The sequence below is a fragment of the Alteromonas lipotrueae genome (assembly GCF_019249215.1).
Classification (GTDB): Bacteria; Pseudomonadota; Gammaproteobacteria; order Enterobacterales; family Alteromonadaceae; genus Alteromonas; species Alteromonas lipotrueae.
Window position 1 is genome coordinate 255,562 of the sequence record NZ_JAESDI010000006.1, and the last position, 16,215, is coordinate 271,776.

Sequence of the window (16,215 nt, forward strand, 5' to 3'; positions counted from 1 at the left end):
GCCTAATATAAGGGCAGTAAACCCGCGTTTTCTTGCGGGTTTTTAATAGGAGTAGCAGATGCAGGTAACGCGGATAAAACAGATAGCGCAGCAATTAGAACATGCAACATGTTCTCAGCCGTTTTCCGTTCTTGGGCCAATTGAAATAGGAAGTAAAACTAAGATTCGAGTATGGCGTCCAGACGCTTCATCTATCGAAATAAGTTGGCCAGATACCGCATTACAAAAGGTTATGCTAAAACCGCTCATTGAAGCTGGTTTATTTGAAGGCGAAATCACAAAAGCACAATGCACACAGATTTATTCGGTGACTATCACCAATAAAGCTGGTAGCTATACCTATTGCGACCCGTATCAATTCGCTGATAATGCTTACCACGCTGTGCACTATATAGACAGCAAACCAGAGAATTTGTATCATCAAGCCGGTGCTCAACTCATTACCGTTACGCCTGAAGAGGGGGAGGCACTGGCTGCCACCCGTTTTTGCGTTTACGCGCCAAACGCTTCGTCAGTTTCATTAATTGGTGACTTTAATCAATGGGACGGGCGCTTACATCCAATGGAAAAAACCTCATTGGGGTACTGGGTGTTAGTTGTCCCTGACTTGGGCGAAGGCGAACGTTACAAATACCAAGTAAAAGATGCCCACGGGCATGAGTTACCGCATAAAGCAGACCCTTTAGGTTTTAGCGCTGAGCAGTATCCTTCTCATGCGTCAAAAATATTTAACCACGATAAGTACCAGTGGCACGACGATGCGTGGCTTGCATCCCGTAAACAAAATAAATACGCGAATGCTATGAGTATTTACGAAGTGCACTTAGGCTCGTGGAAGCGTCCTGATGCAGACAGTGGGCAGCGTTATTTAACTTACGAAGAATTGGCCGACGACCTAATTCCTTACGCAAAGGAGATGGGCTATACCCACCTTGAGCTATTACCAGTTTCAGAATTTCCGTTTGATGGGTCGTGGGGATATCAGCCAGTGGGCATGTTTGCGCCAACGAGCCGTTTTGGTAACCCTGATGCATTTAAATACTTTGTCGATAAGTGCCACCAAGCAGGTTTAGGGGTAATTATTGATTGGGTACCCGCACACTTCCCAGAAGACGGCCATGGTCTTGCGCGCTTCGATGGAAGCCATGTTTATGAATATGAAGATCCAAGACGAGGCTGGCATCCAGATTGGAATTCGTGCATCTATGATTTTGGCAAACAAACCGTTCGCCAGTTTCTGGTTGCCAATGCATTATTCTGGTTAGACAAGTTTCATGTGGATGGATTACGAGTCGATGCGGTTGCTTCTATGCTTTATCTCGATTACTCCCGCAATGAAGGCGAGTGGATACCGAATATTGACGGTGGAAACGAGAATTACGAAGCCATCAGCTTGCTGCGTTGGATGAATGAAGAAGTGTATAAGCACTATCCTGACGTAATGACAATCGCCGAAGAATCCACGTCTTTTCCGAAAGTATCACGGCCAGTGTTTGAAGGTGGGTTAGGTTTTGGTTTTAAGTGGAATATGGGGTGGATGCACGATTCTTTAACCTATATCGCAAAAGACCCTGCTTACCGTAATTATCATCACGGCGAAATTACCTTCAGTATGGTTTACGCTTTTGATGAAAACTTTGTTTTGCCAATATCTCACGATGAAGTAGTACACGGTAAAGGCAGCTTATTACACAAAATGCCTGGTGATGAATGGCAGCAGGCCGCTAATTTACGTTGTTATACTGGCTTTATGTTCGGTCACCCAGGTAAGAAATTAAGCTTCATGGGCAATGAATTTGCTCAAAGCAAAGAATGGAACCATGACACAAGCCTCAATTGGCACCTTTTGGAGCATAAAAAGCACAAGGGTATTCAAAGTTTGTATAAAGCCTTAAATCAGTTTTATACCCATACCCCTGCGATGTACGAACAAGATCATACTCACACCGGTTTTGCATGGATTGACCATGAAAATGCCGACCAAAGCGTGGTGTCTTTTGTTCGCACGTCTTTAGATGGTAAGCAAAAGGTATATGTCATTTGTAACTTTACGCCTATCCCCAGAGAACATTACCGCGTAGGTGTTGATGGGGCGGGTGAGCTGTCGCTTGCACTAAATACTGATAGTCAGGTATTTTGGGGCAGCGATTATCCGGTGGACAGCCATGTCACGCCTACGCCGGTAGCATGGAATAACCGAGATCACTCGATTAGTATTAATTTACCCCCTTTATCTACTGTATTTTACATCACGAAATAGGAATTACGTTGGACGCGAAACAGAACGTCACAAAGGCAAGCCATGTTTTATTGGGTGAAGCGTTTCCATTAGGTGCTACGCCCTATGATGATGGCTGTAACTTCGCCGTTTATGCGCCAGATGCGAAAGCGGTGGCGTTATGCCTCTTTCACAACGATACCGAAGAGCCTATGGACGAAATATTGCTGCCTGAAAAAAGCGGCGATGTCTGGCATGGTTTCTTTCCCAATGTAAAAGCAGGCCATTTATATGGCTATAGAGTAGAACGCGGCGAAGGGCAGCTTCACGGCGTGCCCACCGATAAACTACTTATCGACCCTTATGCGAAAAAACTAAGCAGACCCATTCATTGGGATGCAAGGCAATATAAATTTGACTCGCAATTTATGGTGCCTAAGTGTGTAGTGGTGGCAGATGCCGATTACCCTCAAAGCGCAATCCGCAAGGTCGATATTCCAAAACATAAACGTATTGTTTATGAAGCGCACGTGAAAGGGTTAACAAAGTTACACCCCGATGTGCCAAAAGAACACAGAGGTAAGTACCTTGGTGCGAGCCACCCCGCGGTTATTGCCCACCTAAAAGCGCTAGGCATTACCACGGTTCAGTTCATGCCAATGTGCTCATTTATGCCAGAGCCTTACATTACGGAAAAAGGATTAACTAACTACTGGGGTTATAACCCTGTTAACTTTTTCGCGCCTGAACCTCGCTATGCCAGCAAAGATGCGTTGTCTGAAATTAAGCATATGGTTGATGAATACCATAAAGCGGGGCTTGAGGTGATTATAGATGTGGTATACAACCACACGGCAGAGGGCGGTAAAGGCGGCCCTATTTTGTCATATAAAGGTTTCTGCCCTTATCAAGCGTATCTGTTAGAACAAACTAAGCGGGGAGAGTTGGTTTATTCGAATCACTCTGGCTGCGGTAATACAGTACACACGTCTCATCCTTACATGATGACGCTCATCTTAGACGCCATGCGTTTTTGGGCGACCACTATCGGCGTAGATGGCTTTCGTTTTGACTTAGCGGTAACCCTAGGGCGCGAGCCTCAAGCGTACAATAAATATGCTGGGCTAATTCGCGCCATCGGACAAGATCCGGTATTAAAGCAAACGGTTTTGCTGGCCGAACCCTGGGACATCGGGCTTGGTGGGTATCAAGTGGGTAACTTCCCCACGCCTTGGCTAGAAGTGAACGATAAGTACCGAGACACGGCGCGGGCGTTTTGGCGCGGTGACGAAGGTTTAGCGGCCGATTTCGCTACTCGCTTTATGGGGTCTCGCGACTTATTTCACAAAGGCTATCGTCATATTTCCACATCGGTGAATAACATCACTTACCACGATGGTTTTACCCTGCATGATTTAGTGAGTTATGCCGATCGCCATAACCTAGCTAACCTAGAAGAAAATCGTGATGGTCACGGGCATAACTTATCGGCTAATTACGGCGCTGAAGGTGAAACTCAGGATAAAAACATATTGGCCTTGCGTGAACGGCAAAAGCGCAATTTATTTGCCACGCTTATTTTCTCTCAAGGCACGCCGCATATTTTAGGAGGCGACGAACTAAGTCGCACTCAAAACGGGAATAACAACGCCTATTGCCAAGATAATCCAATCAGTTGGACGCAATGGGAAATGAACAAGCGTCAACAGGATTTTCTTAGTTTTTGTCAGTATGTTATTCGCCTTAAACAAGGCTCAACCTTGTTAAGCGAGATAAAACTAGAGGACGACCCTTACTCCTTATCGAAAAATGTCAGCCAAATTAATTGGTTCAAACCTGACGGCACCGATAAAGCCTCTGAAGATTGGAACGTGGCACACAATAAAGCCTTTGGTGTAGAAATTAGAGGGTGTGCGGTGGGTGAGCAAACCCCAGAACATTGGTTTTTGTGTGTCAATGCCAGTGACAACGACGTGAGGTTCAATTTACCAAGTTTATCACCGAACGGGGGGTGGACTTTGCATTTAGATACTCGTTACGCTTCATTAAGCGAGCAACCTAAAATTTGTATTCAAAAGGTATTTTTACAAGCGGGTAAGTCCCTTACCTTGTTTAGTTTTAACGAATTTACCTCGTAAGCTTTACCTCTGACGAAAAAAATAGCATACCGAACGGATATCGGCACGGTATGCTGTTCTTTATTGTTACAGGTGGTATTATGCTCTCCCATCTGAATGTGAGGGTTTTTCTATGCAAAATGAAGGTGGAAATAAGCACGCCACAACAGCGTGTGATATTGGTTTTATCGGTTTAGGCGTAATGGGTAATAACCTTACAATGAACTTGGTAGACCACGGTTATCGAGTAGCATGTTTCGATTTAGATCAGCAAAAGGTCGATGCTATTCTTGCAAAAGACGCCAGTGAGCGTGATGCCAACGCTGAACCTCGTGTTGAAGGTTGTAGCTCTTACACCGAATTACTTAGCAAACTAAAAGCCCCTCATCTTATTATTCTTTCTGTTCCTGCCGGCGACCCTGTCGACCATGTATGTAATCATCTTATTGATGCGGGTATTCATGCCGACGATATCGTCGTTGATACCGGTAATAGCTTATGGACGGACTCAGTTGCACGCGAAGAGCAATACAAAGGCAAGTTTATTTTCTTTTCTACCGCCGTGTCGGGTGGTGAAGTAGGGGCACGCTTCGGGCCATCGTTAATGCCATCGGGCAACCCTTATGCATGGACCCGTATTGAGCCTGTACTTAAAGCAATTGCCGCTAAGGTAGATCCTGAAACAGGTAAACCTCTGGAGAGTTTCGTGCCAGGAAAGCCTATTTTAGAAGGTGAGCCATGTGCTACCTATATTGGCCCTGTTGGCGCAGGCCATTACGTAAAAATGGTGCACAATGGTATTGAATACGCTGATATGCAGCTAATTTGTGAAACCTATCACGTGATGCGTGAAGCATTGCAAATGTCGCCTTCTGACATTGCAGCGGTATTTAAACGTTGGAATGAAGGTAAGCTAAACAGCTACTTAATGGAAATCAGCGCCGAAGTGCTCGACCAACTTGACCCAGACACCAAGCAGCCTCTTGTTGACGTGATTTTAGATAGAGCAGGGCAAAAAGGAACTGGCCTTTGGACTGCGGTGAGTGCATTACAAGTCGGTAGCCCAGCGCAAACCATTACGTCCGCCGTATTTGCGCGCAGCATTTCTAGCTTGAAAGATGAGCGTGTGGCAGCAAGTAAAGTGCTTTCAGGCCCCGAACCTGTGGTTCATTCTGATGAGCAAAAAGAAGACATCATCAATAAATTAGAGCAAGCCTTATACTGCTCTAAAATTTGTGCTTATGCGCAAGGCTTCCAGCTAATGGCTATTGCTGCTAAAGAGCACGGTTGGCAATTAGAGTTTGGTGAAATAGCAAAAATTTGGCGCGCAGGCTGTATTATCCGAGCCGTATTCTTACAGTCTATTTCTAAGGCTTATGAAAACAACGAAGAGTTGTCGAACTTGCTGATGGACCCCTTCTTTGCAAACCAAATTTCTCAATTCCAATCTGATTGGCGTCAGTCAATTGCGCAAGCGACTATTGCTGGTGTGCCGTGTCCCGCTATGATGTCATCATTAAGCTACTATGATTCATATCGCACCGCAGTATTACCGGCTAACTTGCTACAAGGCCAACGAGACTTTTTCGGTGCCCATACTTACCAGCGTGTAGATAAGCCTGCGGGTAAAAAGTATCACTTAGAATGGAGTGATCCCCAACGCCCGCAAACTTCTATAAAACGCTAATACGGTTCCTGTACTAAATTGAAAGGTGTGCCAGGTTCTTTAGGCGCACCTTTTTTCTTTTTAAGGGATGAATTTTAGGAGAAACGATGTCTGAGCAAAAATGGCAAGAAACGCTGTCTGAAGAAGAATACCGAGTGTGCCGCAATGCCGGGACAGAGCGACCTTTTACCGGGGCGTTGTTAGATGAAGCCCGAGAGGGAACTTATGTTTGTAAGTGCTGTGGAGCGGATTTGTTTTCATCACAAACTAAGTTTGATGCTGGTTGTGGCTGGCCCTCTTTCTTTGCACAACTTGAAAACGACAATGTTGGTTACCGAGATGACAATACGCACGGTATGCACCGTGTGGAAATATTTTGCAAACAATGTGATTCCCATCTCGGTCACGTGTTTCCAGATGGACCTGAACCCAGCGGCCAGCGCTATTGCGTTAATTCAATTTCATTAACGTTCAAAGGTAACGGTGATGTTGTGGTAAAAGGCTAGGCTCGAGCGCTGTAGTTATTACTTTGAGTAGAGTGTCTTTCACAAGGTAAACAGTCGAACAAAAAACATACAGTTGTGACTGCCTTAACGTAAAAAATAAAAAAATCCGCCTATATTCGGCGGATTTTTTATTTTTTTAGCACTTATTTAATACCTAAAAAATGTAATTCATTTTCATTATTACAGTCTATTTAGCTTAAGCGCGTTCGCATCGAATTGGCTATTATCAAGGGCAGAGACAATATCACGTACTACGCTGTCTAAAATATCAACCGGTAGATTAAACTTTTGGCCGATTGATTCCCGCCTAGCTGAGGGAATTTTTTCGTCGAAGTATTCGCTTACACCTAGCCATACATAAGCCATTCTGTAGTTTTCTTTATCCATACCTAACGACACCAACGACAGATAAAGTGCACTGTCTATGTCATCAGCATCCGTGTATAGGCTTAGCGCTTTATACAAGGTATCAATAGTGCGCTGAGGATCGGTTTTAATTTGCGCCGAGGCCAAAGAAATTAGCAACTCAGGATCTTTTACTCTGTTACTAGCAGCATAGCGTTCAAACCGGTGAAATGCTTCTTTATCGTTATGGCGAGACCAATGGTAGTAAGAAAGGTAAGGGTCGAGAGAGCGCTTAGTCTCACGCGCTAAACGGTTTAATTCACGTTGCGCTGTAATCACACCCTTAAGGCGGGTGGCTTCTTTGCCTTTACGTTTCACGTGTTCAATATGCTGAACTTCTTCCACACAGACCAAGTAATCTTCAAACGCTAATAGTAATGGGTATTTGAACGCTTCTGAGGTATCTGCTTGGTGGTTGTATCTTAACCTTATGATATCGGCACGTTCGTGGCGACACCGAGCATCTAGGCTTAAATCTAAACACATCTCACTGTTGGTTTTGCAAATTTCACTAATAGTGGGTTCGAACCAATCGCTACACCCAGACAACATAACGGTCATAGAAAGCGTAGCGATAACATTTTTATAACCTGTTGGAAAATTACTAAATAAAGTGCCTCGAACAGGCCGGTTTTGTGATTTCATGAAATTTATCAACAATTTGGTCATCCTTGTTTGTTTCTTTAAGATACTGCTCGTCACCGTCAGACGAAATCTTCACCTAGTGTACCCTAAAATATTAAAAAACTGACGTGTCACATACCGTTAATTTACGTCGATAAAGGCAAAAACATGAACCAACAGTTTGAGCAGGAATTACAAAGCAGCTGGCAAGAGCGTCAGGAATACGCGGAAATGATGTTGCCCCTTATCGGTAAGCTATACCGAAATAGCGCAGTAGAAATTTCAGTTTATGGCCGCTCTTTATTAAATGCCAGTGCGACTGATGTGATTAAAGCGCATCGCAAAGTGCGCTTGCACGAGGGAGTAAAATTGCGACTTCGGGAGAGTTTCCCAATTTTACTTGCGCTGAGCGAAATGCAGATTGCCCCTGCTCAAATTGATATTGGTAAGCTGGCTTTTGATTTTAATTACGGTTCGGCGGTAGACAACGACGACTTACATGCATTTTTAAGTGAGAAGTTAGGCGACGTTATTGATAAAGAGGACGATCAGAAGCCTCAAGACGTTGTACTTTATGGCTTTGGTCGTATAGGTCGTTTATTAGCGCGTTTGTTAATAGAGCGCCAAGGTAAAAATAACAAGTTACGTTTACGCGCCATTGTGGTGCGTGGTGGGCGCGATGGCGACTTAGAAAAGCGAGCTAGCTTGCTTCGCCGTGACTCAGTGCACGGGCCATTTAATGGCAGTATCTCAATTGATCATGAGCGCAATGCATTAAAAGCAAACGGCTCGTTTATTCAAGTGATTTACGCCAATAGCCCTGACGAAGTTGATTACACGCAATATGGTATCGATAACGCTATTATTGTTGATAACACGGGTATCTGGCGTGACCGCGATGGTTTAGGTTTGCACCTGAAAGCGAAAGGTGCGTCTAAAGCAGTACTAACGGCACCAGGTAAAGGTGATATTAAAAACATCGTTCATGGGGTAAACCATGAAGAGATCACGCCAGACGACACAATTCTTTCAGCCGCAAGTTGTACTACCAATGCGATAACGCCCGTGCTTAAAGCACTCGACGAAGAATACGGTATTGAAGACGGTCATGTTGAAACGGTGCATTCATACACCAATGACCAAAACTTAATTGATAACTATCATAAGGGTGACAGACGTGGTCGTAGTGCGCCACTTAATATGGTTATTACCGAAACAGGCGCAGCAAAAGCGGTATCAAAGGCTTACCCTAAGCTTGCTGGCAAGCTAACTGGTAACGCTATTCGCGTGCCTACGCCGAATGTTTCACTGGCTATTTTGAACCTTAACTTAGCGAAAGGCACAGATAGAGTAGCAGTGAATGAATTTTTACGGGATGCTGCACTTTTTTCTACCTTACAGCACCAAATCGATTACACGGCGAGCAAAGAGATTGTCTCTACTGACTTAGTAGGCTCACGTGCAGCGTCAGTAGTAGATTCACAAGCGACTATTGTGGCAGACAAACGCCTTACTCTTTATGTTTGGTACGATAATGAGTTTGGTTATAGCTGTCAGGTAATGCGTGTTATCCGCGATATGGCAGGGATGAGCTTCCCAACATTGCCGCTTTAATATTCAATTTGAATAAAAACCGACCGCTTAGGGTCGGTTTTTTATTTGTGTAAACAAAACCGTGCCTTCAAGTGGCATAAATAGCGCATCGGCACATAGTATTTCTATTGCTGACTATGCTAAATTACCGCTAAAATTAAGAAGAGAAACGACAGTTTATGCATATTTCTAGTCAATTCGATAGCGGCAACATTGACGTGTTGAGCGCTGAATCGGTTGAAGACATCCGTCTTGCCATTCCAAAAGATAACCAATCTGAATTTGCTCAATGGTTTCACTTTCGCTTAGTTGGCGAGTCGTTTGTTACTCATACAATGACCATTACTGACTTGGCAAAGTCTGCCTATCCAGATGGCTGGAAAGGCTACAATGTGCTTGCATCATACGATCGCCAAACATGGTTTCGTATTCCCAGCGAGTTTGATGGCGATAACCTCACATTCTCTCTAACACTCGAACAGCCTAGCGTTTATTTCGCCTACTTCATTCCTTATAGCTACGAAAGGCATCTTGACCTAGTGCACGATGCGCAAATGTCCTTGCTATGTGAGCATCGCTTTTTAGGCTTAACCCTAGATGGCCGCGATATGTCCATGCTAGTGATTGGCGAAGAAGCACCTAATAAAAAGAAAGTATGGGTTACTGCCAGGCAGCACCCAGGTGAGAGCATGGCCGAGTGGTGTGCGGAAGGCCTCATCTACCGTTTGCTAGATGAGCAAGACGGACTGGCGCGACAATTGCTGGATAACGCTGTGTTCTATGTAGTACCCAATATGAATCCTGACGGTAGCGCACGCGGTCATTTACGTACCAATGCGGTAGGCACCAATTTAAACCGTGAGTGGGCAACCCCAAGTGCTGACAAAAGCCCAGAAGTGCTTTATGTCATGGATGCGATGGAAAAAATTGGCGTAGATATGTTTGTCGATTTGCACGGTGATGAAGCACTGCCGTACAATTTTGTGGCAGGCTGTGAAGGTAATCCAAGTTATTCTGATGAAATTAAAGCGCTAGAAAATACGTTTAAAGATGCGTTATTAAATGCAACGCCAGAGTTTCAGGACGAGTTTGGATACGATAAAGATGCGCCAGGTGAGGGGAACCTAACCGTGGCAGCAAACGCAGTGGGTGAGAAATTTAACTGTATGTCTTACACTGTTGAAATGCCGTTCAAAGACAATGCTGATGTACCAGATGAAATCTATGGCTGGTCTGTTCAGCGCAGCAGACAGCTAGGCGAGGATTTACTTATTGCCGTAAATGCCGTAGTAAAGAAGTTAAATGGTTAATACGTTAAATTAGCATTACAAAAAAAGCCCCTTTTCAACGGGGCTTTATTAATAAATACAATAATAGAAATCATAACAACAAGATAATAAAGGGGTGATACCTTGGAAGGGTTATATAGTTTTCTCGTCATACTGGATGGTTTTTTAGGCGGCGCAGGGTGGTTTCCTTACGTATTGCTCGGTGTAGGTCTGTTCTTCACTATCTACCTTAAATTTCCTCAAATTCGTTTTTTCAAACATGCATGGCAAGTGGTAACGGGCAAGTTCGATAAAGAGAGCGACCCAGGGGATACCACCCATTTCCGCGCACTCACCACCGCGTTATCAGGTACAGTGGGTACCGGTAACATCAGTGGTGTGGCATTCGCCATATTCTTAGGGGGCCCAGCAGCATTATTTTGGATGTGGGTCACCGCCTTTTTAGGTATGACCACGAAATTCGTTGAAGTTACCCTTTCTCACAAATACCGTGTGAAAACCGAAGATGGCACCATGGCGGGTGGTCCCATGTATTACATGGACAGACGCTTAAACATGAAGTGGTTAGCGGTAGCTTTTGCCATTGCCACTGTGGTGAGTTCATTCGGTACCGGGAACCTGCCGCAAAGTAATGGCATTGCACAAAGTATTGAAGCTACGTTTGGTTTTGAGCCATGGGCAGTAGGTAGCGTGTTAGGTATTTTGCTTGCGCTCGTTATCCTTGGTGGTATTCAACGCATTGCCGCCTTTACTGCGCGGGTAGTGCCGGTAATGGCGGTTATTTACCTTATTGGTGCGTTAGCGGTAATCTTCGCGAACGTTGAGAATATTATTCCTTCTTTCACCGCAGTAATTAAAGATGCATTTACAGGGTCTGCAGCAGCTGGGGGCTTCTTAGGCGCGTCACTTGCTTATGCATTTAACCGTGGTGTGAACCGTGGTTTGTTCTCGAACGAAGCGGGTCAAGGTTCTGCGCCAATTGCGCATGCTGCGGCGAAAACAAAAGAGCCAGCATCAGAAGGTATGGTGTCGTTACTTGAACCTTTCATCGATACCATCATTATCTGTACAGTTACTGGTTTGGTTATCTTGTCTTCTGGTGTATGGAAAGAAAAACATGAAAACGTATTCGATCGTTCTGACATGTTCTTCGTTCAAGGCCAATATGACGATAGCGATCAAGCCGATGTTGATAAGCTTTACGGTTACCTAAACGATGTCGAAGGTAACGAGATAAAAGCGTATACAGGGAGTATCACTGTGGTGAACGGCACTGCGGTTAGCGATGGCTTTACCTTGTTAAATTCACGCTCAGTTGCCGAGGATGTTAAATACAACATTGGCAGCGAAGACTTGTTTACCGGAACATTAAAAATTGAAGATGGTAAACCCGTACGAGACAACCTAGAGGTGAGCGGTAAATCATTGGTGCACTCAGCAGCACTAACGACCATTGCCTTTACACGCGGGTATTTTGGTAACTTTGGGCAATACATAGTGTCTATCGGGCTTATGCTGTTTGCGTTCTCAACGGCTATTGCGTGGTCGTATTATGGTGACAGGGCGATGACATACTTGCTTGGTCCCCGCTCGGTGATGCCATATCGCGTTATTTACGTAGCTGGCTTTGTATGGGCTGCTTTTTCTGATACCACCCTGGTATGGGCACTGTCGGCAGTGGCCATTGTGGTAATGACTTTACCTAACCTATTTGGTATTGTGCTGCTCAGTAAAGAAATGAAAGAAACCGTTAACGATTATTGGTCTAGACACAAAAAATAATCGCTAACGTGAACGTGGTGTGTAAGCCAACGTGGTAGCCTTTTGAGTTTGGCTTTCACATCACAATTTCAATTAAATTATATTAATGTTCATCTGCCTTTGAATAGGCTTTGCAATACGCATTTCAATACGTAAAATACTCACCTCTAAAACCAATGCTACCTGGTTATTTCCGCATCATTCCTACAGGAGCAAACTATGGCACTCGTTGACTGCCCATCGTGCAATAAGAAAACGTCTGACAAAGCAAAAATATGCCCACATTGTGATTTCAAGATAGGCGATGCTTCCTCAGAAGATATTGAACGTAAGAAAAATCTACAGAAATTCAAAAAGTTACAGAGTATTCAAAATCAATCGCTTATAGCCATGATCATATTTGTGGCGGGATTCGGTTTTATGTATTGGGGCGGAACAAGACCCGGCGACTTGCAACATAATCTCGCTATTGTAGCCAGTATTGCGGGTTTCGTGTGGTATCTTGTCAACCGCGTAAGAATTGTACTTATTAAACGTTTCCGTTCATGAATATAGATGTATTACTAAATAGTATGACGCCAGAGGTGTATGAACGCCTGCGTCAATCCGTGGAAACCGGTAAATGGCTTGATGGTACACCATTAAGTGAAGAGCAGAAAGCCAGCTGTATGCAGGCAGTTATGCTGTATCAAGCAAAAATTGAGAAATCGTCGGAACACATGACGGTAAATGAAAGCGGCGAAATAGTGCATAAAAGTAAATCAGATTTTAAACGTGCACTTTCCAAGCAAGAAGATAATAACAACACTATAGCGCGGTTTAAACAGGATGATATTTAGTCGGTTCTTTGCTCCTTCTCACACCAGTCAGAATCCCGAAAAACGACTGGAAGCCATTAAAAGCCTGTCGCCCGAAAAGCCAACAGACAAAACTATTTTACACGAACTTGCGTTTAACGATGCCAATGCTGATGTTAGCCTTGCAGCCCTTAGCAAGTTAAATACGTTTGTATTGTGGCTTAAAATGTCACAAAGCGCCCATCATGCGAAGGTGAAAAAAATTGCTGAACGCACGGTAGAAGCAGCCTTGATGGGACAGGGTGATGTAACCATAAACGCGAATGAAAAAGCGTCATTTTTGCGTGAAAGTGCCAATGGTGAATTAATTCAGACTGTATTGGTTAACGACCCAAGTTTATTGGCAGATAATATTCTTGTGATGACGTTGCTTCACAAAGTCGATAAGCCAGCTTTTACCCAAACCATTTTTCTTCATCATGCAGATAACGCACTGCAACAAGCTATTTTGGGCACAATTGAAGATAGTAGTGTGCTACAGAAGCTGGAGAAAAAATGCAGAGATAGTGCTATTCACGCCGCTATAGCTACAAAGCTTCAAGTATTGAAAGCGCAAGCCGAAAAGCCTATTGAATTAATGCGACGCGTTACTCTGTGTTTGTCTAAATATCAAGCGCTGGTTGATAAATCAGATGTTGAAGATATTGACAAGCGCCAAGCTGAATTGTTAAGTGAATATAATGACTTAATGACAGATTCATCGATATTGAGTTCAGACGATAAGACGGCGGTAGACGCTAAATTCGCGCGCATTAGCGAAAAGGTATCTCGTCACTTATCGCGTATTCGACCTGAGTGGGAAGCGCAAAAAGCAGCAAAAGAAAAAGCCGAGATTGAAGCCCTTTGTAAGCAGCATTTATCGCATGCTACCACACAAGTTAATTGGCTTTATGGTGAGCGTTTATGTGAGGCTACCCTTGCTGATGTAGCGGTAGTGAATGAATCGGTACGCGCATTAGAAGTAAGCGCAGATCATATGGCTTCAATAGGGGGCAGCGCCAAACTGCTTGAAGAAGTTCGTACTGGAATAGCTTCGTTAAACAAGAGTTTAGAAGCCTTTTCGATGCAACAGCAGTACGGTCAAAAGCTTCTGATTTGCTTGTCTCAGGTGGAATCACTAGCAGAAGAATCTAGGCAACAACAGACGGCAGGCACGCCTTCTGAATCGACAAAAAGTGCACAAGACGATAAAGAGAAAGGGCTAACAGAACAAACTGCTGAATTGCCCGAAGCTGCAAGCACTGATACAACTGAAAGTGTATCTATTGAAGGAGACGCTGTTCAAAATGGCACCCATCAAAATGATGAGGTTAGCCATAAAGCCCCAGAATCAATCGAAGCCGAATTTAAAGCGTTAAGTGAAAAGTATCACGACTTACGCAATGAACTTATTTCAGTACCAAGCGCCATTAATAAGCGCTGGCATGCAGCTTCGCGTGTTTTCAGTCAGAAAAAACAAGCTAAAAAAGCAGAAGTAGATCACGCGCTTCGCCAGTGCAGAAAGCAAATCAGTGTAGTGGATAACTTAATTGCTCAAGGTAAGTACCGCGGGGCTATTACCAAGTTTGAAAAGCTATCTGCAACCTTCGAATCTATGCCTGAAAATGTTAAGAAACAATTGGCTAAGCGTTTTGAGAAAACTGCCGAAGATATCGCTCACCTTGAAGGCTGGCAAGATTATATCGCGGCACCTAGAAAACCTGCACTGGTAGAGGAAGCGCAGACATTAGCTTCAACTCCCGTCGAAGATATAAAACAGCGCGGGGAAGCCATTCGTTATCTACGTCAGCAGTGGCTTTCGCTAGGCGCTGGCAGCGACGATAACACACTACAAAGTGCTTTCGACGCCGCTTTAGAACTTGCGTTTCAGCCTTGTCGCGAACATTACGCTGCATTGGATGCTGAGCGTGAGAAAGCGCTCAAAGCTCGTCAGTCATTAATTGAACAAGTTGCTGCCATCGATTTGTCACAGGACGAAGCGGTGCTGGCTAAACTGTTCGATAGAACCGTTAAGCAGTGGCATGAGTGTGGTCAGGTTGAAAAGCGTGAATACGAGTCGTTAAAGCAACGGTGGAACAAAACCATCAGCCCGCTGCAAACCAAAGTGAACCAGTGGCATGCGATGAATAAAAAAGCGAAGCAGCAACTCGTTGCGCAAGCATCAGCGCTGTTAGCAGAGGAAGATATTGCTAGCGCCACTGAAACCGCGCAGCAGCTTCAACACAGTTGGAAAGCCATAGGCCATGCCGGTAAGCGTGATGAAAGCCGATTGTGGCGTGAGTTTCGCCTAGCAAATGACGCATTGTTCGGTCGCCTAAAAGAACAACGTAAGGCACAGTCATCAGCATTTGATGAAACCTTTAATACCCTTTTTACTCAATTGAATGCTATTGACTCGGAATCTGATGAATCGACGATTGCTACTTCAATACAGGATATCGAATCGCGTGCGAAAGACTTGCCTGGTGCTATGCGTGTAAAACTTGATAAGAAAATAGCCGGTATTCAAAAACAACAGCAAACACGTGCGCAGCAGCGTCATGTGCGTCAAGTACAACAGCGTGCTCAATCGGTTATTTCGGTGTTAAGTGAAAGCTTGCGGGCAGGCGATATTACTAACATCAGTGATGACGACGCTGACATGCTAGGAAAGCGATGGAAGTCTGCACTGTCTAAGCCTACACCTGTTCAACAAAGTCGTCATTGGCTAACCGTGGCGTTAGAAGCCGCTACTGATATACCTAGCCCTAAGAGCGATAGCAGCATGCGAACCAATGTGCAGCTAACCATGATGACAGCGAAACTCGAGAAGGGCGAGAGCCTGTCTCCTGCGCAGTTGTTAGAAGATTGGATTGCGCATGGGAAAGTTGATGACCAAGAAACGCATTTACTTGAACGGGTAGTGAATGTATTGGATAACAATCCAGAGGTAGTTGCTTAAGATGAAAAGCCAAGTTGAATTTGGTTTTGCCAGCGAGATGACGGCGTATCGGTTTATCAACACGGTTAAACACATGGATGTTGATTCGCTTGTCGTGAAGTTTGGCCGCACTGATCGTCACGTGTTGGTATCTTACCGGTATGCGGTAGCTGAATTTGATAGTACGTTATCTGATTTAGACGACTTAGCGCGAGAGCTTGGCGGGGAAGAAGTATAAAAAAAAGCTGATGGACAACGT

12 protein-coding genes are annotated in these 16,215 nt (G+C 44.4%); 11 read left to right on the forward strand and 1 reads right to left on the reverse strand.

Going from position 1 to position 16,215, the window contains the following annotated elements:
- Window positions 1–58: 58 nt before the first annotated feature.
- From glgB to msrB, 4 genes are all read left to right on the forward strand, one after another.
- Window positions 59–2,260 (forward strand): 1,4-alpha-glucan branching protein GlgB, encoded by a 2,202-nt coding sequence (gene glgB, locus JKP82_RS08945; protein ID WP_218396721.1) that lies wholly within the window; start codon window positions 59–61, stop codon window positions 2,258–2,260.
- 8 nt (window positions 2,261–2,268) lie between these two features.
- Window positions 2,269–4,356 carry a glycogen debranching protein GlgX gene (glgX, locus tag JKP82_RS08950; RefSeq protein WP_218396723.1) on the forward strand — a complete coding sequence of 696 codons (2,088 nt, stop codon included), beginning with the start codon at window positions 2,269–2,271 and terminating at the stop codon, window positions 4,354–4,356.
- 112 nt (window positions 4,357–4,468) lie between these two features.
- Window positions 4,469–6,022, forward strand: a complete 1,554-nt coding sequence (gene gnd, locus JKP82_RS08955) for an NADP-dependent phosphogluconate dehydrogenase (protein ID WP_159531593.1) — start codon at window positions 4,469–4,471, stop codon at window positions 6,020–6,022.
- 86 nt (window positions 6,023–6,108) lie between these two features.
- Complete coding sequence (msrB, locus tag JKP82_RS08960) at window positions 6,109–6,507, forward strand: peptide-methionine (R)-S-oxide reductase MsrB (RefSeq protein ID WP_218396725.1); 399 nt, start codon at window positions 6,109–6,111, stop codon at window positions 6,505–6,507.
- Between the two features lie 180 nt (window positions 6,508–6,687).
- Here msrB and JKP82_RS08965 read toward each other — a convergent pair whose 3' ends face one another.
- A complete protein-coding gene (locus JKP82_RS08965; protein ID WP_232370638.1) occupies window positions 6,688–7,557 on the reverse strand; it encodes a DUF2989 domain-containing protein in 870 nt (289 codons plus the stop codon).
- 147 nt (window positions 7,558–7,704) lie between these two features.
- Between JKP82_RS08965 and JKP82_RS08970 the strand changes: the two genes are divergently transcribed.
- The 7 genes from JKP82_RS08970 to JKP82_RS09000 all read left to right on the forward strand — a co-directional run bounded on the left by JKP82_RS08970 (window position 7,705) and on the right by JKP82_RS09000 (window position 16,194).
- Entirely contained in the window at window positions 7,705–9,150 is a 1,446-nt protein-coding gene (locus JKP82_RS08970) for a glyceraldehyde-3-phosphate dehydrogenase (protein ID WP_159531587.1), read from the forward strand.
- 158 nt (window positions 9,151–9,308) lie between these two features.
- Window positions 9,309–10,439 carry a M14 family metallopeptidase gene (locus JKP82_RS08975; protein WP_159531585.1) on the forward strand — a complete coding sequence of 377 codons (1,131 nt, stop codon included), beginning with the start codon at window positions 9,309–9,311 and terminating at the stop codon, window positions 10,437–10,439.
- A 102-nt stretch (window positions 10,440–10,541) separates the two neighbouring features.
- A complete protein-coding gene (locus tag JKP82_RS08980; protein WP_159531583.1) occupies window positions 10,542–12,200 on the forward strand; it encodes an alanine/glycine:cation symporter family protein in 1,659 nt (552 codons plus the stop codon).
- 198 nt (window positions 12,201–12,398) lie between these two features.
- Complete coding sequence (locus JKP82_RS08985) at window positions 12,399–12,728, forward strand: M48 family metalloprotease (protein ID WP_013783656.1); 330 nt, start codon at window positions 12,399–12,401, stop codon at window positions 12,726–12,728.
- A complete protein-coding gene (locus JKP82_RS08990) occupies window positions 12,725–13,018 on the forward strand; it encodes a YeaC family protein (protein ID WP_218396727.1) in 294 nt (97 codons plus the stop codon). The genes JKP82_RS08985 and JKP82_RS08990 overlap by 4 nt, the downstream gene beginning before the upstream one ends.
- Entirely contained in the window at window positions 13,008–15,977 is a 2,970-nt protein-coding gene (locus JKP82_RS08995) for a DUF349 domain-containing protein (RefSeq protein WP_218396729.1), read from the forward strand. The genes JKP82_RS08990 and JKP82_RS08995 overlap by 11 nt, the downstream gene beginning before the upstream one ends.
- Window position 15,978: 1 nt before the next feature.
- Complete coding sequence (locus JKP82_RS09000; RefSeq protein WP_159531577.1) at window positions 15,979–16,194, forward strand: hypothetical protein; 216 nt, start codon at window positions 15,979–15,981, stop codon at window positions 16,192–16,194.
- Window positions 16,195–16,215 lie beyond the last annotated feature (21 nt).